The organism is Pseudarthrobacter sp. NS4 (assembly GCF_024758005.1).
Taxonomy (GTDB): Bacteria; Actinomycetota; Actinomycetes; order Actinomycetales; family Micrococcaceae; genus Arthrobacter.
Genome location: NZ_CP103288.1, coordinates 3,793,281 through 3,815,962 on the forward strand (window position 1 = coordinate 3,793,281; position 22,682 = coordinate 3,815,962).

Consider the following 22,682-nt stretch of genomic DNA (forward strand, 5'->3'; position numbering starts at 1 on the left):
GGGTCGTGGTCAGCGTCCGGCCGCTGTCGGAGGGCGGGTTTTAAAGCAGTAGGTTTTAGGCCGTTGAGCGGCGTTGCCGCACGATTGTGGCAGCGACTATGAGCACGGCAACGGTGCTAAGGCCCAGCCTGGCCACTAGCTGGCCGTGTGGTTCGGCGCCGGTGAAGTACATCAGGGCCAGTACGGGGGCGAGGGCGGCGAACTCGTAGCGCCGGCTCAGCACAACGAACGGCAGCAGAAGCAGGGCGTACCAGGGGTAGCTGGGCGAGACGAGCAGCAGCGTCCCTCCGACCATGAAAACTTGCCCGTCCCAGGGCCGGGCGGCGTCGGTGGTCCGCCAGACATACACGGCCAGACCCAGCAGCAGGAGCAGTGCCGCGGGGGCGGCCCAGCTGGCCGGGAGCACCAGCTTTAACAGTGTAAATCGCGGGCTGTTCTGCCCGTCGTACCCCTCGGAGCGGAGGTATTCGGGCAGGTAGCCCAGCACTGACCAGCCGCTGGCGATGACATACGGAATATATGCCACCACGAAGGTCGCCGCTGCTGCGACGATAAAGCGGACCGGTCGGCGGTAGAGCAGGGCCGGGGCGCTGATGGCCGGAATAAGCTTCGTGGCAACCGCCGCCCCGAATGCCATTCCAGAACCCAAGGGCCGCCCGCCCGCCAACAGCAGGGCAGCGGCCAGGGTGAGGGCGGCGCCGAGTGTGTCCACGTGGGCGCCGTTGATGCCTTCGATGGCCACCAACGGGGACCATCCCCACCACACCGCCTGATGTGCCGGACGGCCGGTGCGGCGAAGGAAGGTCAGCAGCAGTACAGTCACAGCCAGGCTCAGCAGCAGCCCGGCCAGCTGGAAGGCGATGAACCGCACTTCGGAACCGGCGACCAGCCGGACGGCAAGGAAATACAACTCCCCCACAGCCGGATAGACGGTGGGAACGGCGGGCCGGTTGATGGCTGTGCACAGCGTCGTGCCCCCGGGAATGTTGGTGGTGGTTTCCGTGCCGGTGGGAAAGGGGTTGGTGTTGCAGGTTCCGTCCGGTCCGGGGTCCTGGAACAGCCATTCCGGCCGGAGCGGCCGCAGCGCCTCATCGGCCGGCACATACTGGTAGGGGGAAATTCCCGCTTTCTGGACGATGCCGTCCCAGGCGTAGCGGGCGGAGTCATTGCTTGTGGCGGGCGGGGCAGAGATCGCCGCGGCACCCATCAGCACCGAACCCAGCAGCACGACGGCGGCCCCATGCCGGGCTGGGATCCGCCGTGCCATCAGGGCGGCCGCAAGAAAGAGTGCCCAGGCCGCCAGCGTACCGACCGGTGACACCCACTCCGCTGAGGGATCGGTGGTGACCGTCCACCAGACAGCGCCGGCAAGCAACGCCACCAGCGCCAGCGCCGCCACTGTCGCAACGAGGCGCGGCGGAGCGCTTGCCGCCGGGCTGTTCCCCGCCCGCCTAGGGAATCCTGGTGCCATGTGCCCTGCGGGGTGTTGGTTCGCTCACCCCTTGATCCTGCACCACGTACAGGCCGGTGCGCGATGGAATCTGGGGAGCGTTCCGGTTTCGTAAGGTCTGGTCCGGGACTGGACAGGAGTCCCGGTGGTCTGATTTTGGTATGGACAGAGTGACCACCATCCTGCACGAGCGGATGGATGCGGTGAACGCACGGTTCTCCTCCCCTTTGCGAAGCAAACGGTTGACGGTGGTCCTGGGCCGCTGGCTCGGCGCGGCATTCACCGTGTGCTTTGTGACGGGGCTGTTCAGCCACCTCCTGCAAAATCCGCCCGGTTGGATGCTTTTCCCGACCCGTCCTGTGTGGCTGTATGTGGCCACCCAGGGCATCCATGTCACCGCCGGAATCGCTTCCATCCCGCTGCTGGCTGCCAAGCTGTGGTCCGTGTTCCCAGAACTGTTGCGGTGGCCGCCGCTGAAATCTGTGATGCACGGCCTGGAGAGGGCCTCGATTGCCCTGTTTGTGGCCGCCTCGCTCGTGGAAGTCACCACCGGGCTGCTGAACACGTTCCACTGGTACCCCTGGCCGTTCTCTTTCAGGGATGTCCATTATTGGCTGGGCTGGGTGGTCATCGGGTCATTGGCGTTGCATATTGCGCTTAAGCTGCCCCTCATCCGGGCGCACTGGAGCCGTCGATCCGCTGCTGCCGCCGAAGAGGCCCCGCCTAGCGAAACGGTTCCTGCTGCGATAGCGGCAGCCAACGGACCGGGGTGGAGCCGCAGGGGGTTCCTGGCGGCAATCACCGCTGGCACCGGCGTCGTCGTTTTGACCACGGCGGGTCAGTCTTTCTCGTGGTTGGCGGGTCTGAACCTCTTCGCGCCGCGCAGAATGGATACCGGTCCGCAAGGGGTACCGATCAACAGAACCGCGGCCCAGGCCGGTGTCGCGGACGCGGCCCTGGCCCCCGACTGGGTGCTGACTGTTTCGTCGGAATCAGTGCAGAAAACGTTGACGCTGGCCCAGCTGGGCGCCCTGCCGCAGTACAGCTATGGACTGCCCATAGCCTGTGTGGAGGGGTGGAGTCAGGACGCCCAATGGCGCGGTGTGCGGATCCGGGACCTGATAGCCATGGTGGGCGCGCCGGCGGACTCCGAGCTCCAGATTTCCAGTTTGGAGCAGGGCGGCGTCTATGGGCGCTCCTTCATGCCCGCGGCGTACAGCCAGGATGAGCAGACATTGCTGGCGCTCGAGCTCAACGGCATGCCACTGGACCTTGACCACGGTTATCCGGCACGAATCATCGCCCCCGGCCGGCCGGGAGTGCTGCAGACCAAATGGGTGCAGAAAGTGGAGGTGATCTGATGCCGCTGCCGCTGATACGTCCGCCGGAGACGACTGGCCGCGGAACGCTGTGGTGGGTCCGGGCTGCGCTGGGCGCCACGGGCCTGGCCGCGGTGGGTTATGCCCTGTTCGGATTGCTGACCAATGTTCCACCTGCCCAGCTGGTCGGTGTGGCGGCCTGGCTTGCCGCGGCGTTGCTGGTGCACGACGGCGTGCTGGTTCCGTTGACAACCCTGGCCGGCGGTGGATTATCGCGGCTGACGTACGGGCTGCGCCCCCTCCAGCAGGGAATAGTCCGGGGTGCCCTGTTGGTGGGGGCAGTGGTGACTCTGGTGGCAGCGCCGCTGATTCGCGCCCAGCAGGTGCTCCAGCCAACCGGCCCGGGAAGCGGTGCCAACGACACGGTCCTGCAGGGAGACTATGGGCAGGCCTTAGGCCTCTTCTGGCTGGTTCTGGCCGTGGCAGCTACGGCGGGCGTCGCCGCTGCAGGACTTTACGCCCGGCGCTCCAGCGTCAAAAAGACCCGGCCCTGAACAATGCGGGTGGCGACGGAAACCAGCCCCGCCCGGGCCGCATGGCCGGCCAGTGCTGTAGCGCCGGCGCGGGCCCAGGGGAAGGCGGCGCTGGCCCGCCCCGTCGAGTCCTCCAGCACGGCCAGGTAGGCCACGTCGAGGGAATCGTCCGTCTCGGCTTCTGCCAGTGCCTGCCCGCCCGGTGCCAGCAGCGAGGCAATACGCTCCAGCAGTCCCCGGATGTTCCCGCCGATTCCGATGTTGCCATCCAATAGCAGTACCGAAGCCCAAGCGCCCTCGTGCGGGACCGGCTGGAAAATCGAGCCATGGATGGCAGCGGCGCCACGGCTGATGGCCAGCCGCACCGCAGGAGCGCTCGTGTCAACGCCCATTGCCGCCAGGCCCAGTTCCCGTGCAGCGGTCAGCATCCGGCCAGGGCCGCAACCGACATCAAGAACCGGCCCGCGAAGTGCGCGCAGCAACTCGCGTTCACCGGCGGTGGCGGGGGCAGACCAGGAGAGGACGCTGAAGTGAACAGGCCCGATCGGTTCCGGGCCGGACCGTTCCGAACGGAGGGTCAAGTTCCCCACCCCCGTGGACAGGCTGCCAGCGTAGGGCTCGTGTCCTCCCTGGCCAAAAAAACCACACGGGATGTAGCCGCCTGCAGCTGCGCCACCGGCCCCGGTCCCGGTATCCCCGGCAGCTGTCGGGGTGCTCATGACGTGGCCGACCCTCTGGTGGGTGCGTTCGCCGGCACCGACACCCCCGGCACCGATAGCCCCAGGGCCAGGCGGTCAACCGCCCGGGCAAACGGGGTGCCGGGGCAGTCCCGGGCGGCGGACATGGCATCGGCGAAGTGATCCACGTCCCGCAACATGGGCAGCAGCCCCACCGCCAGGCCGGCATTGACGATCCGGGCCACCTGGTGTGCCCCGGTCTGCCGGGTGGACATTTCCACGCCCTGGATCAGGGCGCCGTCGGGCTGGTGCAGGGCCAGGGCCCAAAAGCCGCCGTCCGATGCCGGTCCGATCCAGGCGTCGTGGCGGGGTGTCGGGACGGACCAGTCCGCCAGCAGCCGCGCGAGTGGCGCAGGCGAAAGTTGGGGGGTGTCCATGCCCAGAATCAGCAGCGGGCCGGTGACCTGCGAACAGATGGTCGCCAGCCGTTCGTCCAGCCGCCCGGTGCTCTGGGCAACCACGTCAAACCCTGCAGCGTCCCTGGGGTGCGGTGTCCCCTCGAACACGAGCAAACGCCTGGTCCCGGGCAGGGACCGTACCAGCTGCAGCGTCTGGCTGAGGCTGATCTGGGCCAGGGCTGCGGCCTGCGCTGGAGTGAGCGGAGGAGTGAGGCGCGTCTTGGCCTTGCCCGGGATGCATTCTTTGGCGATGACCGCGATGGTGAGGTTCATGGCCTGGCTCCACGGCCTGCTGGCGGCCCGTCCGCCGGTGGCCTGTCACCAGCCGGCCCGCCGGATAGTCCCCCCTGCGCCCGTCGGGATGCGGTGTCCAGTTGCGACTTCATGTCTTTGATGGCCGTCAGGGTTCCCCGCACTGTTCCGGTCACCTTTGACTTGCCCAGGCGGGGTGCATAGGCGACGGGGACCTCGGCGAGTCGCCAGCCGTTGTGGTGTGCTTTGAGGAACATTTCCAGCGGGTAGCCGCTGCGGCGGTCGGTGAGGTCCAGTCCCAGAAGCGCGGTGCGCCGGGCCAGGCGAAGCGGGCCCAGGTCCGTGACGGGGATTCCCGTCATCCGGCGCAGCCGACGGCTCAGGGCGATGTTGGCCAGCCGGGCGTGGAGGGGCCAGGCGCCGCGGACCGTTTGCCGGGTGCCCAGGACCAGATCGGCGCGCCCGCTGCGCACCAGCGTCAGCATAGGGGCCAGTTGGGCAGGGTCCAGCGAGCCATCGCAATCGCAGAAGGCCACAAACTCAGCGGTGGCAGCCAACAACCCCGCATGGGCCGCCGCACCGAACCCGCGCCTGGGTTCCTGGACGACGGTGGCCCCCAGACGTGCGGCCAGCATTCCGGAGCCATCGGTGGACCCGTTGTCGACCACTATTGCGCGGTATCCAGGCGGCAGGGCCGCCAGCACCCAAGGAAGGGCTGAACGCTCATTGAGGCAGGGCAGCACAACGTCCACCAGCACGGCGAACCCGGGCCCGGCGTCCTTATCTGGTCCGCCGCGGCCGCCGGCGGCACCGGTTCCATCGTGCGAACTGCTCTGCTTGTTCTCCACCCTTCGACCGTAGAATCCGTCGGCCCGCCGCGGCAGGGGGAAATCCTTACGGAACAGGGACGTTTGCGCTCCGGTGATCCCCGCACAGACCCACAGCGGCGCGCACGAACCTATGCTGGAAATGTGAACACTGATCAGCCAGACGCGGACCCCGGGGACGTTGGCAACCGGCGCATCCTGCTCGTTGAAGACGAGGCCACCATCGCAAAGATAGTGCATGACTATCTTGTACTGGCCGGTTTCCAAGTGGACATGGCAGGGGATGGATTCAGTGCCCTGCACCTCGCCCAGACGCATAACCCGGACCTTGTCATATTGGACCGTATGCTGCCCGGTCTGGACGGGGTGGAAGTTTGCCGGCGGATCAGGCTCACCCAGTCCATGCCCATCATCATGCTCACCGCACTTGGTACCGAGGACGACCGTATCCTGGGCCTGGAAATGGGCGCCGACGACTACGTCACCAAACCCTTCTCGCCCCGGGAGTTGGTGCTGCGGGTGAAGTCGGTGCTTCGCCGCAGCATCAAGGAATTCACCCCGGAGCCGCCCGTGGAGCTGGCCGGGTTTGTCCTCAACCCGGCCTCGCGCGTTGTCAGGTACCGCGGTAAGAACCTCACTCTCACAGCGCGGGAGTTCGATCTTCTCGCGTTCTTTCTGCGCCGCCCGAACCAGGTCTTCAGCCGTGACGTCCTCATCAAGGCCGTCTGGGGTTGGGATTTTGGTGATCTGTCCACCGTTACAGTTCACGTCCGCCGGTTGCGGGAAAAAATCGAGGCCAACCCAACCCGGCCCGTGCTGCTGAAAACGGTGTGGGGTGTGGGGTACAGGTTTGACCACGGCACGGACACGACCAGCCATGACTAGCGCCGATCTGTTCACCATTGTCGCCGTCGTGCTGGCGTGGGCCCTGGGCATCGGTGCTCTGACTGTCGCGCTGCAGCGCCTGCTCCGCAGGACCTCAATCGTGGTGCAGATCCTGCTGGTGGTCCTGGCTACCGTGGCCATCCTGGTGGCAGGGATGGTCAGCGCCTTTAACGCCATGTTCATCACCGAGTCGGATCTGCAGGTGATGTGGGTCATCCTGGCGGTCGCCTCGGCCGTTGCTACCGTCGTGGCCGTACTCCTGGGAGCCGGGCTGGCCAGGCTCACCAACAGCCTGGCCGGGGACGCTGCCAGAATCGGCCGCGGAGAACCCGTGGCAGCGCAACGGAAAATGACCTCGGAGCTGTCCGCGCTGGCCGCCGAACTGGCCGCTACCAGCCGCAAGCTGGAGGAATCCAGACAACGTGAGCAGGCGGTGGAAGCTGCGCGGCGCGAACTGGTGGCGTGGGTTTCCCACGACCTGCGCACTCCGCTGGCCAGCATGCGCGCCATGGCCGAGGCGCTCGAAGATGGTGTTGTCGAGGATGTCTCGGGCTACCACCGGCGAATCATCGGGCAGACCGACCAGATGGCCGCGCTGGTCAATGACCTGCTCGAGCTCTCCAAGATCCAGGCCGGTACTCTGGTGCTGGACCATCAGCAGCTGGACCTGTACGACGTCGTCAGCGACGCCATAGCCGACCTCGCACCGGTCGCGGCGAGCCGGGCCATCGCCATCAACGGTGACGCCGTCACCCCCACCATGGCGGCCGCCGATGGGGCATCATTATCCCGGGCCATCCGCAACGTGGTCCTCAACGGCATCCTGTACAGCGCCCCGGGCAGCACCGTGTCCATTGCCGTGACATCCACGGGCGGCGAAGTCTCGGTGGAGGTCCGCGACGGCTGCGGCGGGATCCCGGAGGAGGACCTGCCCCGAATGCTCACCCCGGGCTGGCAAAAGGACACCGGACGCACCACATCGCGCTACAGCGGCGCGGGGGTTGGGCTGAGCATGGTCCACGGCATCGTCAAGGCCCACCGAGGCACCCTGGAAGTTGCCAACACTGAAGGCGGCTGCCGGGTTCTGCTGCGCATACCGGCCGGGCAGGAGAACCCCGGACCGGCCACCTAAGGGCGGTCACCGCGCAGCGGAGCGGTGGCGAACTCGCGCATACCGTCCTCAAACCCATGCCGCGCCGCCCAGCCCAGTTCGGCCTTGGCCCGTGCCGAACTCGCGGTGATGTGCCGGACATCGCCCAGCCGGAAGTCCCCTGTGATCACAGGGACCGGGCCGCCAACAGCAGCGCTCAGGACCGCGGCCACCTGCCCAATCGTGTGGACCTCCGGGGCTCCTACGTTGTATGCCCGCAGTGTCCCCGGCGGTATGACCCGGCGGCCTTCCGCCAGCGCTTCGACGGCGCACAGGTTTGCCTCCGCCACATCGGCCACATGGATGAAGCTGCGGCGCTGGCCGCCGTCCTCGAACACCCGCGGCGCCTCCCCCCGGGCCAGGGCCGAGCGGAACAGGCTGGCCACGCCCGCATAGGGGGTGTCTCTGGGCATTCGGGGCCCGTAGACGTTGTGGTACCGCAGCGCGATGGCAGCCCCTCCGGTTGAACGCGCCCATGCTGACGCAAGATTTTCCTGGGCCAGTTTGGAGGCAGCATAGACATTCCGCGGGTCCAGCGCTGCGTCTTCGGCGACCAGTGCAGGCAGCAGGAGCTCTCCGGTGGCCGGGTCCCGGGGATCAAAGATTCCCTCTTCCAAATCTTCCACCCTGCGCGGGCCGGGCCGCACCAGCCGGCCGGTCGGATCGGTGTAGGCGCCTTCGCCGTAGACCACCATTGAGGAGGCCAGCACCAGCTTGTCCATGCCGGCCGAGGCCATTGCTGCCAGGAGTACGGCCGTGGCCAGGTCATTGTTCCGGACATAGTCCGGTGCGTCCGAGAAACCCACGCCAAGGCCCACCTTGGCGCTCTGGTGAACAACGACGTCGATCCCCTCCAGCGCCCCAGCGACAGCAGATGCATCACCGACATCACCCACCAGCAAAAGCGCGCCCGGATTCACTGGCGGCCGGTCCGGGTGCACCGCCGGATCCAGTGAATCCAGGACTCTGACTTCCCAACCACGTGCCAGGGCGGCATCGACGATGTGGCCCCCTATGAAGCCGGCTCCGCCAGTTACCAGAATCCTCACGGCACGCTCGGTGCGGTGCCGGGGAGGACCGGGCAGGAGGCCCCCATCACGGCCGCCACGGCTTCGGCCGGCATGAGGTTCATCGGCGGGAAACCACCCTCACCCGCAGGCCCCGCACCGGCCAATCCCGCCAACACTCCCGGCACCGCCGCAGACAGTACAGCCAGCAGGCGCGGCTGCGCGGCAGCCAAGCGGCCGAGCACCAGCTCAGCGGTCACGGGTTCGGAACCGTCATGGCCGGTGTCAGCGTCTGTGATGAACGCCAGCGTAGCGAAATGCATGTTCAGCTCCGCCGCCAGCACGGGCTCGGGGTACTGGGTCATGCTGACCAGATGGGCACCGGACTGCACCAAATCCGCAGACTCCGCCCTCGTGGAAAATCGCGGCCCGTTGATCACGGCCACGGTCCCTGCGGGTGCGAAGTCTTCGCCCTGCAGCTCCAGCGCCGCGAGGAGCGCCGCGCGCAGCGGGACGCTGTAGGGCTCGGCGGCGGGCAAATGCTGCACCCCGGTGGGCAGCGACCCATCATAAAAGGTGTCTGCCCGGCCCCACGTCCTGTCCAGAAACTGGTCAGGTACGGCAAAGGCGCCGGTTCCATGGCTGGGAACCAACCCGCCCACTGCCGCGCAGGAAAGAACAGCCTCCACACCCAGGCTCTTGAGGGCCCAAAGGTTGGCACGGTGATTGATCTGCTGTGGAGCTATGCTGTGTCCGCGGCCATGACGGCTCAGGAATGCGACCATCGGGCCGTCCGCGCCTGCGTGGCCTCCTGTTGGGCCCAGCCGGGTAAGGGTGACAGGGCTGGAAGGCGCACCGAACGGCGTCGCAACGTTCAATGTGCCCAGCACGGCGGCACCTGGGATCCGGTATAGCCCGGTGCCACCAATGATGCCGACGCGGGCAAGGGGTTCCAAAGGGTAGGCCATGACCCCATCATGCCAACCCCGCCAGCAACCGCAACGAGTGCAATCCTTACATGTTCCGAACGCCGGTCCTTGAAACCCTCGCCGGAACCCTCAAGCACCGAACCGCTGGCCCGTCATTTGTTCATCGGAGGCGGTCGGTTGCGCGCAGGAGGATTTCGGTCGTTATGCCGAGCACCAGATGGGCCACCAGGCCGCGTGCGTGCGCCTGCCAGGGATACCGTCCCGGTGAAGCGGCTATCCCGGTCAGCGGCGCGGCGGTTTCGTCCATCACCACAAACAACACCAACCCGTACAGGGCGCCGGACCCGGTGGCCGCTGCGGGTCTTCTCCGGCGTACTGCGCCGTAGAGGGCGCCGGGCAGCATTCCCAGCGCATAATGAAACAGGCCCGCGCCCGCTCCCAGCTGCTGATCGGTCGGGCTCACCCCGCTGACCTGCGTAGCCTTTTTCAACGCGCCGGCAGTGGAGAGCGTGCCCGTGGCACCCGCCTGCACCGCGCGGACCTGCTTTTCAATCCCCGCTTTCCCAGCCGCATCTTTGTCGCGCGCTGCCAGGTCCCGGGTCAGGGTTTGCCAGTTTTCGAGTCCAAGCATGAACCACCCGACCTGGTCCATGGCCCAGACACCGGCAGCACCTGCAGCTGCACCCAAAACCGCATCAAGGCCTGAAGAACGCAGCCCTGCCACCGGAGCCCATCTCCGGGTGGTCCGCTGGTCATTCACCCGATCACCTTCGTCCTGGCAGTAAATTGCCGATCGATAAGCGCTTACTTCTGACTCGGGGATCGGACCCGGCACAAGCAGCCCCTTCCTTTCGGCCAGTAAACGTGAACATACTGGGACTGCTAAGCATACTTACCAATGACGGGAATGATCATGAGGGCACTTACCTGGCAGGGAAAGCGGTCGGTCAGCGTTGAACAGGTGCCGGACCCGGTCATCCAGGAGCCGACCGACGCGATCATCAGGATTACCTCCACGGCGATCTGTGGGTCGGACCTGCACCTGTATGAGGTGCTGGGCCCCTACATGAGCAAGGGTGATGTTCTGGGTCATGAGCCCATGGGGATTGTCGAAGAGGTTGGCAGTGCCGTGTCGAACCTGGCGGTCGGGGACCCGGTGGTGATTCCCTTCAACATCGCCTGCGGGACCTGCCTGATGTGCAATCTGAACCTGCAGTCGCAGTGTGAGACCACGCAGGTCCGGGAAAAAGGGCTCGGTGCGCGGATCTTTGGCTACTCGGAGCTGTATGGTTCGGTTCCCGGCGGGCAGGCGGAATACCTGCGGGTCCCCTTCGCCGATTACGGCCCGATAAAAGTGGGCCAGGACCTGCCCGATGTGCGGTACCTCTACCTCTCGGACATTGTGCCCACTGCCTGGCAGGGCGTGCAGTACGCGGACGTACCCGACGGCGGCACGCTGGCGGTTTTCGGGCTGGGCCCGGTCGGGCAGTTCGCGGCCCGCGCCGGCGTCCATCTGGGGTACCGGGTCATCGGCATCGAGCGGGTGCCCGAGCGCCGCGCCATGGCCGAACGGCACGGCGTGGCAACCCTGGACTACAGCGACACCATAGGTGATGAGTTGCGGGACATGACCGGCGGCCGGGGCCCGGACTCCGTTCTGGACGCCGTCGGGATGGAGGCACACGGATCCCCGGTAGGGGCTTTCGCGCAACAGGCAGCGGGGCTTTTGCCGGATCCGCTCGCGCAAAAAGCCATCGAGAAGGCCGGTGTGGACCGGTTGAACGTTCTGCACGCTTGTATTGACGCTGTGCGCCGCGGCGGGACTGTCTCCATCAGCGGTGTTTACGGCGGCATGGCAGATCCGATGCCGATGCTGACTTTGTTCGATAAGCAGATCCAGATGCGCATGGGCCAGTGCAACGTCAAAGCCTGGATCGATGACCTCCTGCCGCTGGTCGAGGATCCTTCCGACCCGCTCGGCGTTACCGACCTGGCGACCCATGAAATCCCTTTGGATGAAGCACCCGCAGCCTACGAAGTCTTCCAAAAAAAGCAGGACAACTGCATCAAAGTCATTCTCAAACCCTGACACACCCACCCCGGCACCAGGGTTTCCTTCCGCTATGACGGAAGTTCCCCCGAACCGTTGAAAGGACCCCTCGATGACACATCCCACGACAGCCGAAAACCTGCCGGACGGCTCCCTGGCCCCGACACCCTCCGGGAACGGGCATCTGGGTGCCGCTCCCGTTCCGGTCAGCCCTGTTCCCGCCCGGCATGTAAAACAACCACAGCCCAGCGTTGCTCTGGATATGCTGCTCGGCGCAGTAGCCGGCGCGGCCGGTGTGTGGGCGATGGACCGCGTCGGATGGTTTCTGTACAACCATGAAGACCCGGACGCGATGGCACGCGAACTGCAGGCCCGAAAGGGCGGGAACGACCTCCAGTACACCGATGCCGAGAAAGAGGCCCTGGACCGGCAGCCGCAGGCGCAACCGGCAGGCAAAGACGTCGCCCACGTGGGAGCCGAGAAACTGGCCGCTCTCACCGGCATCAACGTTCACACGGGCCAACCAAACCCTTCCGGTGTTGCCCTGCACTACGCGCTGGGCATTCTGCCCGGAGCGCTGCACGCCGTCGTCCGCAGGAAAGTACCCGTCATGCAGGCAGGCGGAGGTGCCCTGTACGGTTTTGGCCTGTTTGTGATCAACGATGAAGTGGTCGCCCCTGCACTCGGGCTGGCCTCAGGGCCAAAGGAATACCCCTGGCAGGCACACGCAAGGGGCGCGGTAACCCACGTGGTCCTCGGCATGGTCACCGAAAGCTTGCTGCGGTTGTTCGACCGTGTCCGCTGACCATCACCCCACAGCGGCGGCCAACGCGTGGCAAACCCGGTGAAACCGGGAAAACCCGGTGCACCCGGCGCCGTAGTGGTGATCACCGGTGCCTCCAGCGGCATTGGCCGGGCCACCGCTCATGCGTTCGCGAAAGACGGTGCCCGGCTGATTCTCGCCGCCCGCAGCACAGAAACCCTGCAAGAAGTCGCCGCCGAATGCGCCGAGCACGGGGCACAGGTCATCACCGTGCCTACCGATGTCAGCCAGGAGTCCGAGGTAGAAAACCTCATGCGCGCGGCAGTCGAAGCCTTCGGCCACATCGACGTCTGCGTCGCCAATGCCTCCGTCTACAGTTACGGAACCTTCGAAACCACACCACCCCAGGTGTTCCGCCGCATCATCGAAACAAACCTTTTCGGACCCGTCCACACCGCCCGTGCGGTGCTGCCGTACTTCCGCGCCCAGGGCCAGGGAACCTTGATCATGATCGGTTCGGTGTACTCCAAAATCACCTCGCCATACGTCTCCCCCTACGTGACCAGCAAATTCGGGTTGCTTGGTTTCACGGAAGTACTGCGCCAGGAGTTACGAACAGCCAAGGACATCCACATCTGCATGGTGCTGCCGGCAACAATCGACACGCCCATCTACCAGCACGCCGCGAACTACACGGGCCACCTCGTCCACCCACTACCCCCTGTTGTGTCCCCACACCGTGTCGCCAAGGCAATACTCCGAATCGCGAAACGGCCCCGGCCGGTATCAGTGGTAGGTCAGATTCAGGGAACACTCATCCCGATCCACAGCCTCTTTCCACGGCTTTATGACCGATGCATCAACCCGGTGATGAACGTGCTTGCACTACGTCAAGGCGTTATAGCACCTTCAAACGGCACCGTCTTCACCCCGGACCCCTTGAGCAACCAGACCACCGGAAACTGGCGGACCACGCGGACCAGAAGGCTGGCAACAGCCAGCGCCATCTTTACTATCTGGTCGCTCGCACGGCGTCGTCGCCCGTAACGTCCACAGAATCAACCCGGGTCAGCGAACATCATCACTTCGACAGGTGCCGGCTTACCGGCGGCGCAAGCTGACTGCCTGCACTCCGCAGACCGGACCCCGCTCCCAACGAGCAATCCCACCTCGTCCGCTGGCGCGGCAACTACCCGCTCATGCAGGTTAGGGATCATGCGATGAACGAACCCCTGTCCGGCCGTCACCTGGCCAGCCCGAGGAGAGTGCGCCCCTACCTGTGATCATCGCGCAGACCACTCCCTAAAATTCTCGGCCAGGCAAATCCAAATCGGGCAGTCGGCCGCTTCATTGCTGCATTAACGACTGTCTCTGGCTGTGACAGGTTTGGATGGCCCCGGTAGGACGGTTATGTCTGGCCCCACTTTATGACTCGCCGGGCACCTTGTGACAGTTATTTGTGGCCCCACCTTCAACGTTGGATTCATCAGTGGATGGATGCGGCGGAAGGTTGGTCTGGATGGAGTCGAGAGTGGAGTTGTTCGCGCGGATCCGAAGGGACGCCCGGGTTGAGGGCCTGTCCGTTCGTGCGTTGGCGGTCCGGCACGGAGTTCACAGAAGAACGGTGAGGCAGGCACTGGATTCAGCTGCCCCTCCGGAGCGCAAACAGAGGCAAGGCGTGTCCTGGAGGCTGGAACCGTTCAAGGGCGCGATCGACGCGATGCTGATCGAGGACACAACGGCTCCGCGGAAGCAGCGTCATACCGCACGAAGGATCCTGGCCCGGCTCATCGAAGAGCACGGTGTGCAGGAGCTCTCGTATTCCACGGTGCGTGATTACGTAAGGGTCCGTCGGGCCCAGATTGATGTGGAGGCCGGACGCCGCGTTGAGGTGTTTGTTCCTCAGGAACATGCGCCGGGCGCCGAGGCCGAGGTGGACTTCGGCGAGGTCTTTGTCGTGCTTAACGGGGTGAAGACGAAGTGTCACATGTTCATCTTTCGGTTATCGCATTCGGGCAGAGCCATCCACCGGATCTACCCGACCCAGGCCCAGGAAGCCTTTCTCGAGGGCCATATCGAGGCCTTCAACGTTCTTGGCGGCATCCCGACCAAACACATCCGCTACGACAATCTCACCAGCGCGGTCACCGCTGTGGTGTTCGGGCAAGGCCGGCAGCGCCAGGAGAACGACCGGTGGGTGTTATTCCGTTCGTTCTACGGCTTCGATCCCTTCTATTGCCAACCTGGCATCGGAGGGGCCCATGAAAAGGGCGGGGTTGAGGGTGAGGTGGGCTGGTTCCGGCGTAACAGACTCTCGCCCATGCCTGTCGCTGAATCCCTGGACGAGCTCAACGACCGCATCCGCGGATGGGAAGCACAGGACGATCGCCGGCGAATCAATGACAGGATCCGCACCATCGGTCAGGACTTCGAGATTGAACGGCCGTTCCTGGCCCCCTTGCCGGCGGAGGAATTTGATCCGGGTCTGTTGCTGAACCCGAGGGTTGATAGGTCCTCGATGGTCACGGTCCGGATGGTGAAGTACTCCGTCCCGGCCCGGTTCATCGGCCGGAGGGTCCGGGTCTCGTTGCGGGCGTCCGAGGTCGTGGTGTTTGACGGCCGCATGGTGGCCGCCAGACATCAGCGGGTCGCCGCCCGGCCGGGGCAATCGGTCCAGCTGGATCACTATCTCGAAGTACTCAAAACCAAACCCGGTGCGCGGCGCTGGGAGTGGGCGCGGTCAGCGCCGACGTCGTCGCGGTCGAAGCCCGCAGACACGCCGCGGCCTCTTCCCGGGATGGGGCCGGTACCGACTGTCATCCCGTTGCTCACAGCGAATTGAAAGTGCAACGGGTTGTCAGTCTCACCCAGCGCCGACTCATGAACCCCGCAGCCGTCATTGCCGGGCTCCCGCCTGACGTCCGGCCCCTGCCTTCGGTCAGTGCCTATGACGAGCTGCTGGCCAAACGCACCGAACACCCTGCAGGAACCGCGTCGAAGGAGAACATCTCATGAGCCCCACGGCACCCGCCATCACCATCACCCCTACTCTGCGCCGGCGCCGCGGCCTGACCGAACAGGCAGCGGTTGCCGCCGTGGACCAGGCCTGCCGTCGACTGCGTTTGCCCACCATCCGGGGAGTCCTCGATGAAGCCCTCACCGTCGCCGGGAAGGAACAACTCTCCTACCAGGGCTTCCTAGCCGAGCTGCTGCTGGCCGAGTGCGACGACCGGGACCGGCGCTCCTCCATTCGCCGCGTGAAAGCTGCGAACTTTCCCCGGGACAAGTGGCTCGGGGACTTTGATTTCGATGCGAACCCGAACATCAACCCTGCCACCATCCACACCCTGGCCACCGGGGAATGGATCCGCAAAGGACAACCACTCTGCCTCATCGGGGACTCCGGAACCGGAAAATCCCACCTGCTCATCGGCCTCGGCACTGCCGCCGCGGAGAAGGGTTACCGGGTCAAGTACACCCTCGCCACCCGGCTCGTAAACGAACTCGTCGAAGCCGCCGATGAGAAGGTCCTGGCCAAGACCATCGCCCGCTACGGCCGCGTGGACCTGCTTTGCATCGACGAGCTCGGCTACATGGAGCTGGACCGCCGCGGCGCCGAACTCCTGTTCCAGGTCTTGACCGAACGCGAGGAGAAAAACTCCATCGCGATCGCCTCCAATGAATCGTTCTCCGGCTGGACCAAAACCTTCACTGACCCTCGCCTCTGCGCCGCCATCGTGGACCGACTGACCTTCAACGGCACCATCATCGAAACCGGCACCGACTCATACCGCCTCGCCCACACCATCGCTCAACAAGCGGCCACCTAAAAGCAACTGGCACGGCCAGTTGTAGCCGTCCTGCGGGCCCAAAAAGGGTTGATTGGTCAGCCCGTTCTGTTGGGCCGCGGCTGCAGCTCCCCGATCGCGGGAGCTGCCGCGAATAGGCAATGATGCGTCATTGTCCTGATCTCCGTTAAGAAGCCGGTGCGACGTCTCCGAATTGAACTGTGACAGGGCATCCCGCTGCCTCGGAATACCCGCGCTCCAGACTTGCGACATCGGATGAACCCTGGACGGACTCATCGATGGTCAGCTGGAGGGCTGACCCATCGGGTGACACAGAAAAGATGTTGACCGTCGGGTCTGTTGCCAGGAGATGGCTACCGTATTCTCTGAGCTTGCCTGGGGAGCAGCGGGCTGTCTCAACGGTTATCGGAACCTCAGGAAAGCGGGTGATGAGATCTTGCAACTTCGAGTCAACCGGCCCTTCCCAATGAACCACAACGTTTTTTCCCTTCAGCACTTCGACTGAGGCAAAACGGGCATCTCCCGCCAGTTCGCGGCTCAGTTCGCTGGCCGCGTAGGCGACGTCCCCGTCGACAGCCTGCGCCTCGGTGGTGACTATTGAAGCGGGGCTCTCCGAGCCTGGCGCAGGTTGTTCCCTAGCGCAGGAAGTAGCGCAGAGGCTAAGACCCATCAGAACAACGCAGAAGCGCCTCATCTCACAACCACTCATTGGAGATGAGACTGGACAAAAGCGATCTACGTGCAGCCATGCCGGACTCCCATTCGATGCGCTCCCCAGTGAGCAACTTTGCGCTCCCCTGTGAGCACACATAGATCATGCGATTTCTTCGGCCGGTTAATCAAGAGCGTTGATTAACCGGTTGGCGCTCAAACCCGGTAAATGCTGGGTGACAGGCCGACCGTCAAAAGCCCATAGGTGGGGCCAGATTTTGCCGTCCGAGTGGGGCCAAAAATACTTGACACATTCAGTCTCTCAACCCTTGGGAAACGAGACGTCTCACCGACTGTGTGAAGGCACCGTACCCGTAGGTGAATTCCGTGACCCCGATTCTTGCAACTATGTATGGCAACTCGCTGTCTCGGCATCGACACTCGTCATTAGTTTCGAGACGACGAGCACTACGCGCCACCTTCCATGACCGCGTCCTGTTGCAGCACACCTCAAGCTCACGTTGTGAGCGTGGATTTCTCAGACAGTCCCCGTGGGAGCTCGGGCTCTGGACCGACTGGAGCTGCATTCGGAAACCCCGGTGGAGTCAAAGCACTACGGATCAACTACTACCGTCTAAGCGAGTACTGGTACTCATTTAGGCGCCGGGCTGCCTCAAGCGAATCGAAGTAGTGGAGCACCAGAATGTTGTTGGGGTCGTCAGCCATGCGGTGCACTGAATGATCGATAACACCCGCCGGCCTGACGCAGCCCGTCGGCTGAATCGTAGACCCTGCGGAAGTTGTCGTAGTCGGCGAAGTGGCGGAGAAGAGTGACGAGTGCCATGAGAGAGTCCTTCGACTCGTTCCAAAATATAGGGTGGTCCGTATCGTAAAACTAGACGTGGGACCAGGACCGGTCAAGGTATATAACTCTTGGTCCGTGCCCACCAACGTCTGGTGCAGGAAGCGCAGAAGGAATTGGTGGATTACCTGCGCTGACACCTTCGGGGAAGGGAACACCCCGCTCCGATACCCTGCGAACGCCGAGGCGAAGGGGCAACGTTACGGTAGATAGCATTCCTGGCCGTCGGCCTGGTTCTGTTCTTCATCAAGAACAGGCCAAGGTCAACCCCGAAACCCCTCCCAAGGATGAGGACATAACCGGGGTCGTCTGACAAGCAAGCAAAAGGCGGGGTCCACTGGACCCCGCCTTTTGTTCTTCTAAAAAGCGTCAATGGAGACGACCCCTCTTGATACGCAGACAAGGCCTGAAGCTGGTCAAGCTGCGACTACCTACGATTGTTGCAGTTGGAGCACCAGCTTGGGTGGGGTCGTAGTCTCTCTTGAGCCGAAGTCGGCCCCGTCGCTGCTGGTGGCGTTGATGCCAAGCGAGAGGATGCCGCCGAGCTCGCCCTGCAGAGCTGACGCATTCAGCGTCACTTCATAATTGGTGTTCGACGTGACCGGTCCCAGGCTGCCCAGCACGCTGCTGCCCAACGCTGGCCTTGTGCTGTACGTGAGGCCGCTCTCAGTCCACGTGTCGTCCGTAACCAACCTGACGTTCTGCGTACCCACTGAGCCGCTGGTCGTCGCCCGTAGTTGGAGCTTCGCGCTTACGATTGTTTTACCTGCGAGTGCCGACAAATCGAACTTCAGGTAGGCATTCTCCACCGGGCTGTTGTCCACTGCGAGCTTCGGCGCCGTCCCGTAGTTCGTCGTCGTCGCCCCGCTGGAAACATACGCGTCCGCTGTGGCCGTCAAAGTCACCGTCTCCGAGGGCGTCGTAGCTGCGGCTGTAGTGAAAGTCCACGTCTTAGCCACGACTGTGTTGCCGGCGGAATCTTTCGCTCCGCTGACCCTCGCGGTGTACTGCGTACCAGGTTTCAGATTGGCTGTGGGATCCAATGTGGCGGTGTTGTTGCTGAGGGTGACCACCGCATCCACAGGAGTGGTTGACGTTCCCTCGGCCAGCGTGAACGTCGTCCTGTTGACCGTCGTCGGGTCCATGGCCTCCGAAAATGTAGCCGTGACATTTCCGGTGACCGGTGCGTTTGGTGCATTCTCTGCCGGAGTCACTGAGGTAACCGTGGGTGCGGTGCTGTCCTCGGGTGGCGTCCCCGTGCCCGATCCCAGTTGGAGCACCAGCTTTGGTGGGGTCGTAGTCTCTCTTGAGCCGAAGTCGGCCCCGTCGCTGCTGGTGCCGTTGATGCCAAGCGAGAGGATGCCGCCGAGCTCGCCCTGCAGAGCTGACGCACTCAGCGTCACTTCATAATTGGTGTTCGACGAGACGGGTCCGAGGCTGCCCAGCACGCTGCTGCCCAAGGCCGGCCTTGTGCTGTACGTGAGGCCGCTCTCAGTCCACGTGTCGTCCGTAACCAACCTGACGTTCTGCGTACCCACTGAGCCGCTGGTCGTCGCCCGTAGTTGGAGCTTCGCGCTTACGATTGTTTTACCTGCGAGTGCCGACAAATCAAACTTCAGGTAGGCATTCTCCACCGGGCTGTTGTCCACTGCGAGCTTCGGCGCCGTCCCATAGTTCGTCGTCGTCGCCCCGCTGGAAACATACGCGTCCGCTGTCGGCGCCAACGTCGCCGTTTGCGGCGCCGAGGTGTCGATTACCCAAGTTCGTTCCGCAGGAGTCGCGTCGGAGTTGCCAGCCGCGTCGGTCGCCCGCACTGCGAAGACGTGCGAGCCACCTGCGAGATCAGCGTATTTCTTCGGCGACGTACATCCCTCGAAGGCACCCCCATCCAAGGCACACTCGAAAGTCCCAGGCTCCGTCGCAGTGAAGGTGAACTCAGCCGAAGTGCTGCTACTGGTCCCTGATGGACCACCTGTAATCGAGGTATCGGGCGGTGTGGTGTCCGGTCCGGGGCCTCCTCCTCCGGCCGCTGCTCCTATTTGACGCGGGTCAAAAGTGGTGTCCACAAGCAGCCGAGGGCTGAAAGAATCGGCAATTCGCTGCCAGGAGACAAGCTTGTGGTTTTGGTTACCACTGTTGCCGTTGCCCGCATTGGTGTTGTTGTGATCCTGGCTGGTGAAAAGTCCAGCGGGATAGGAAGGGCCAAGTGGAAAATTGGTGACATCAATCCCGTCTTGACCGTTCACACCGTCGACGCCACCGCCATCGATGATCTTGAAGGAACCGACGAAGGCGTTGTCACCGCGGTTGTAGATGACGAAGTTGGATCCGCCCTGGCTCGACACAATCAAATAACCGGTCCCCTGCCGGCCATAATAGATGGCGGTGTTCTTGATGTTGTCCACTATTCGTCCGCCGGTTGCCACGGTGCGGTCCACGAGTGTCCGGGTTGAACCGTCCCCCGGCTCAGCTCCGTACCGCCACACGCCGACTTCCTCCTCGGATACATAGAGACGTTGAAGCTCGTCATCTGCCGAAATGCCTTCGGAGCTGTCGCCGTTGTCGAAGGAACGCACGGCAGTCCCTCGAACCGATCCGTTGGAGCCGTCCAGCTCGAACTGGCTTATCACGTTCGTGTTGAAGTCATGCACAAAGGCGTAATACTTCCCAGAGACTGGGGAGTGATACATCCCGAAGCCGCGAGGCCTGCCCGGGGTGGTGATGCGGCCCACCTCTGTCAGCGACCGATCCGCCACGTTTACCTTGTAGAAGCGAACGCCGGTCGACCCCACATTCCTCTCCGTCACGCCGACGAGGGCGATGCGCTCACTGCCCAACGGAAAGTTGTACCGGAGATCGACGTTATTCATACTGCCGTGCAGGTAAAAATGTAACTGGCGCCCCGACAGGTCGTAGACCCCCACGCCTCCGGTACTTAACTTGTCCGTACCGATCACCACGCTCTGCGACGGATCGGTGGGGTGTATCCAGATCGCGGTGTCGTCTGCCGCGTCACTGGAGCTCGGAACGGGTGTCGTCTCCGCCGACGGAGCCACAAGGACGTCCGCCGCATGCGCTTGCGGGGCGGTGAGTACGGTGAGGCTTGCGAGGGCCGCAGCTAATACCGCGACAATCAGGAGCCGGAGCAGCGTGGGAGCGTGGCGCAAGGATCCGCCAGCTGCGTGCCTGCGTGGAACACTAACAGTGTGAGCCATGGATTTCCTATCCGTTGGCCGGTGCGCTGCACGAAGGCACCGTAGGAGGCTGACGAGCAGATGCGTGCACACCTGTTTCGCCCCCCAGCGGACTATCACCCTCCTCCAAAAGGCCTAGGCAAGAAAGGGAAGTAACTACTCGAATTTATGATTGGGTATTACTTGCGAAGGGATATCCTCGCGAATGGCTTCCCCTCGTTAGTCACCCGGCAAGGTGTGGCGCCAGCCGGGAAAGAGTTCGTCCAAAATGATCCGGGTACAGCTGGTCTTTTTCAGGGCAGGCGGTTCAACCCGAGACCCGTTTGGCCAGGGCATATTCGTGGGGTTGAGCTGGATCATCCCATGAGGGCAGTCGGCCATGTGTCCGGAGGGCTCTAGCAGCTGCTCAAAACGCTTGGTCCGACCTTTATTGTCGCCGGGGGAACTGCGCCACCCCCGCAAAGCATTCCTCAGCTTAATCAATTCGTCCTACTTGACAGACCCGCAGAAAGTCGCTGGCTCAGCCTGTCTACGCCGGCTTGGTATCGACTGTACCCGGGGCTCGGACTCGGAAAAATACGGGAAATCGGGTACGGACGGAGGCTCGTCCAGCTAGGGAACACCCCAACCTGACAAAGGGCTCCTTGCTGGACTACAGAAGCAATGGGAAATGATCTATGGCCGCCGCCCACAGCCGGGGACAATTCTCATAGGTTATCCACCGCTACTGCTGTCAGGGAGCTACCCCAACGGCTCCCAATCCCAGCCGTGGATAACCCGGATTGACCCCAGCCATGGACGGCTCAGAGTCGGCCCCCAGTCCCGGCCGCGTTATCAGCAAGCACGGCCTAATCAGCCCGAGGCAGGTTGACGGAATCTCCATTATCGGCGTTTGCATATGGGCGGGGGAGGGCCTGAAGGAGTACCCTCGCTGCTACTGGGAGGCGTCGAAGCTCAGGAGCAGTCGCCGTGATGCCGTCTGCATATGGGAGCGCATTGAGGCTGTGACTGCGGCAGGATCTCTGGCTTCCAGCGCTGCGTGGATTTCCGTGTGTTCCTTTAGGGCAGCGGCGGCGTGCCCTTCGTCCGTCAGTGCCCGGTCCACCCAGATGCGCAAAAGCGAACGGATGCTCTGAAGCAGTTCCTGAAGCACCTGGTTCCCCGAGCCTTCGGCGATTTCGCGGTGGAAAGCAGCGTCGGCCTCCACGAAGGCGGCGAGGTCGTCGAGATTGGCCGCCATAGTGGCCAGGTTGCCCTTCATCCTTTCCAAGGCTTCGCTGGTGATGCGTTCCGCCGCAAGTTGCGCGGCCTGAACCTCCAAGCCGCTGCGTAATTCAACCAGCTCGCGGGTTCGGGGCGCTCCCAGCATCATGCCCCAGCTCAGTGTTCGGGGCAGAAGCTCCGAGATCCCGTCACGCAGATAAGTCCCGGAGCCCGGACGAACCACAACGATGCCCAGGATTTCCAGAGCGGCCAGAGCCTCCCGCACCGCAGAGCGCCCAACTCCGAGGGAGGCCGCGAGCTGGCGCTCTGCCGGCAACCTTGTTCCCGGAGCGATATCTCCGCTGGTGAAATAGGCAAGGAGGCGTTCAGCCACTTCCGACACCACTGATCCCTGGCCCACCGAGCCGAGGGCTTCGCTGATCTTGGCCGTGGACAGGGACGAGGGGTTTATGGACACAACCCAAGCCTAGCAATGAGGACCGCTGGAGTACTTGCAACAGAACGAATCGATCAACCGGTTGACCAATTTATTTTTGGCGCTTATGGTGGAACTCACATGCTTTAGCCGCCGGTTCGGTCCGCAGACCCTTCCCGGCCTAGAGACAGACCTCAGCCCCCAGTGACGGAGGGCCCTGGGAATTT

General features: G+C 63.8%; 17 protein-coding genes and 1 pseudogene. 9 read left to right on the forward strand and 9 right to left on the reverse strand.

The features are described from left to right. Nucleotides 1–55: 55 nt before the first annotated feature. Nucleotides 56–1,471 (reverse strand): glycosyltransferase 87 family protein, encoded by a 1,416-nt coding sequence (locus NXY83_RS17920; RefSeq protein WP_258803565.1) that lies wholly within the window; start codon nt 1,469–1,471, stop codon nt 56–58. A gap of 140 nt (nt 1,472–1,611) precedes the next feature. Between NXY83_RS17920 and NXY83_RS17925 the strand changes: the two genes are divergently transcribed. Continuing rightward, nucleotides 1,612–2,811 (forward strand): molybdopterin-dependent oxidoreductase, encoded by a 1,200-nt coding sequence (locus NXY83_RS17925; protein ID WP_258803566.1) that lies wholly within the window; start codon nt 1,612–1,614, stop codon nt 2,809–2,811. After that, a complete protein-coding gene (locus NXY83_RS17930; protein WP_258803567.1) occupies nt 2,811–3,323 on the forward strand; it encodes a hypothetical protein in 513 nt (170 codons plus the stop codon). Before NXY83_RS17925 ends, NXY83_RS17930 begins: the two co-directional genes overlap by 1 nt. Here the strand turns inward: NXY83_RS17930 and NXY83_RS17935 are convergent. The 3 genes from NXY83_RS17935 to NXY83_RS17945 are packed head-to-tail and all read right to left on the reverse strand — an operon-like array spanning nt 3,284 to nt 5,537. Next, complete coding sequence (locus NXY83_RS17935) at nt 3,284–4,021, reverse strand: class I SAM-dependent methyltransferase (RefSeq protein ID WP_258803568.1); 738 nt, start codon at nt 4,019–4,021, stop codon at nt 3,284–3,286. The two genes, NXY83_RS17930 and NXY83_RS17935, sit on opposite strands and share 40 nt — an antisense overlap. Beyond that, on the reverse strand, nt 4,018–4,710 hold the full coding sequence (locus NXY83_RS17940; RefSeq protein ID WP_258803569.1) for a TIGR04282 family arsenosugar biosynthesis glycosyltransferase: 693 nt from the start codon (nt 4,708–4,710) through the stop codon (nt 4,018–4,020). Before NXY83_RS17940 ends, NXY83_RS17935 begins: the two co-directional genes overlap by 4 nt. Next, complete coding sequence (locus NXY83_RS17945) at nt 4,707–5,537, reverse strand: glycosyltransferase family 2 protein (RefSeq protein WP_309484097.1); 831 nt, start codon at nt 5,535–5,537, stop codon at nt 4,707–4,709. Before NXY83_RS17945 ends, NXY83_RS17940 begins: the two co-directional genes overlap by 4 nt. A 123-nt stretch (nt 5,538–5,660) precedes the next feature. On the opposite strand from NXY83_RS17945, the gene NXY83_RS17950 reads away from it, so the two are divergent. Both NXY83_RS17950 and NXY83_RS17955 read left to right on the forward strand, forming a co-directional pair. Next, nucleotides 5,661–6,401, forward strand: coding sequence for a response regulator transcription factor (locus tag NXY83_RS17950; RefSeq protein WP_258803570.1), 741 nt, complete (start codon nt 5,661–5,663; stop codon nt 6,399–6,401). Then, nucleotides 6,394–7,533 carry a sensor histidine kinase gene (locus tag NXY83_RS17955; protein WP_258803571.1) on the forward strand — a complete coding sequence of 380 codons (1,140 nt, stop codon included), beginning with the start codon at nt 6,394–6,396 and terminating at the stop codon, nt 7,531–7,533. Before NXY83_RS17950 ends, NXY83_RS17955 begins: the two co-directional genes overlap by 8 nt. Here the strand turns inward: NXY83_RS17955 and NXY83_RS17960 are convergent. The 3 genes from NXY83_RS17960 to NXY83_RS17970 form a co-directional block, all read right to left on the reverse strand. Continuing rightward, nucleotides 7,530–8,600, reverse strand: a complete 1,071-nt coding sequence (locus NXY83_RS17960; protein ID WP_258803572.1) for an NAD-dependent epimerase/dehydratase family protein — start codon at nt 8,598–8,600, stop codon at nt 7,530–7,532. The two genes, NXY83_RS17955 and NXY83_RS17960, sit on opposite strands and share 4 nt — an antisense overlap. Beyond that, nucleotides 8,597–9,526, reverse strand: a complete 930-nt coding sequence (locus tag NXY83_RS17965) for an MTAP family purine nucleoside phosphorylase (RefSeq protein WP_258803573.1) — start codon at nt 9,524–9,526, stop codon at nt 8,597–8,599. Before NXY83_RS17965 ends, NXY83_RS17960 begins: the two co-directional genes overlap by 4 nt. A 121-nt stretch (nt 9,527–9,647) precedes the next feature. Further along, nucleotides 9,648–10,247, reverse strand: a complete 600-nt coding sequence (locus NXY83_RS17970; RefSeq protein ID WP_258803574.1) for a DUF1440 domain-containing protein — start codon at nt 10,245–10,247, stop codon at nt 9,648–9,650. A 153-nt stretch (nt 10,248–10,400) separates the two neighbouring features. Between NXY83_RS17970 and NXY83_RS17975 the strand changes: the two genes are divergently transcribed. The 5 genes and pseudogenes from NXY83_RS17975 to istB all read left to right on the forward strand — a co-directional run bounded on the left by NXY83_RS17975 (nt 10,401) and on the right by istB (nt 16,130). Further along, nucleotides 10,401–11,576 carry a zinc-dependent alcohol dehydrogenase gene (locus NXY83_RS17975; RefSeq protein ID WP_258803575.1) on the forward strand — a complete coding sequence of 392 codons (1,176 nt, stop codon included), beginning with the start codon at nt 10,401–10,403 and terminating at the stop codon, nt 11,574–11,576. A 73-nt stretch (nt 11,577–11,649) separates the two neighbouring features. Beyond that, nucleotides 11,650–12,342, forward strand: a complete 693-nt coding sequence (locus NXY83_RS17980) for a DUF1440 domain-containing protein (RefSeq protein ID WP_258803576.1) — start codon at nt 11,650–11,652, stop codon at nt 12,340–12,342. A gap of 39 nt (nt 12,343–12,381) precedes the next feature. Beyond that, the gene (locus NXY83_RS17985; protein WP_258803577.1) at nt 12,382–13,347 is read left to right on the forward strand and encodes an SDR family NAD(P)-dependent oxidoreductase; all 966 of its coding nucleotides are present in this window, start codon (nt 12,382–12,384) and stop codon (nt 13,345–13,347) included. A 472-nt stretch (nt 13,348–13,819) separates the two neighbouring features. Next, nucleotides 13,820–15,315 (forward strand): annotated as a pseudogene (gene istA, locus NXY83_RS17990) (IS21 family transposase). Further along, the gene (gene istB / locus NXY83_RS17995; RefSeq protein WP_258803578.1) at nt 15,312–16,130 is read left to right on the forward strand and encodes an IS21-like element helper ATPase IstB; all 819 of its coding nucleotides are present in this window, start codon (nt 15,312–15,314) and stop codon (nt 16,128–16,130) included. The pseudogene istA and the gene istB overlap by 4 nt, the downstream one beginning before the upstream one ends. A gap of 1,923 nt (nt 16,131–18,053) precedes the next feature. Here the strand turns inward: istB and NXY83_RS18000 are convergent. Both NXY83_RS18000 and NXY83_RS18005 read right to left on the reverse strand, forming a co-directional pair. Next, on the reverse strand, nt 18,054–20,789 hold the full coding sequence (locus tag NXY83_RS18000; RefSeq protein ID WP_258803579.1) for a phytase: 2,736 nt from the start codon (nt 20,787–20,789) through the stop codon (nt 18,054–18,056). A gap of 961 nt (nt 20,790–21,750) precedes the next feature. Continuing rightward, nucleotides 21,751–22,497 (reverse strand): FadR/GntR family transcriptional regulator, encoded by a 747-nt coding sequence (locus NXY83_RS18005; protein WP_258803580.1) that lies wholly within the window; start codon nt 22,495–22,497, stop codon nt 21,751–21,753. Nucleotides 22,498–22,682: the final 185 nt, after the last annotated feature.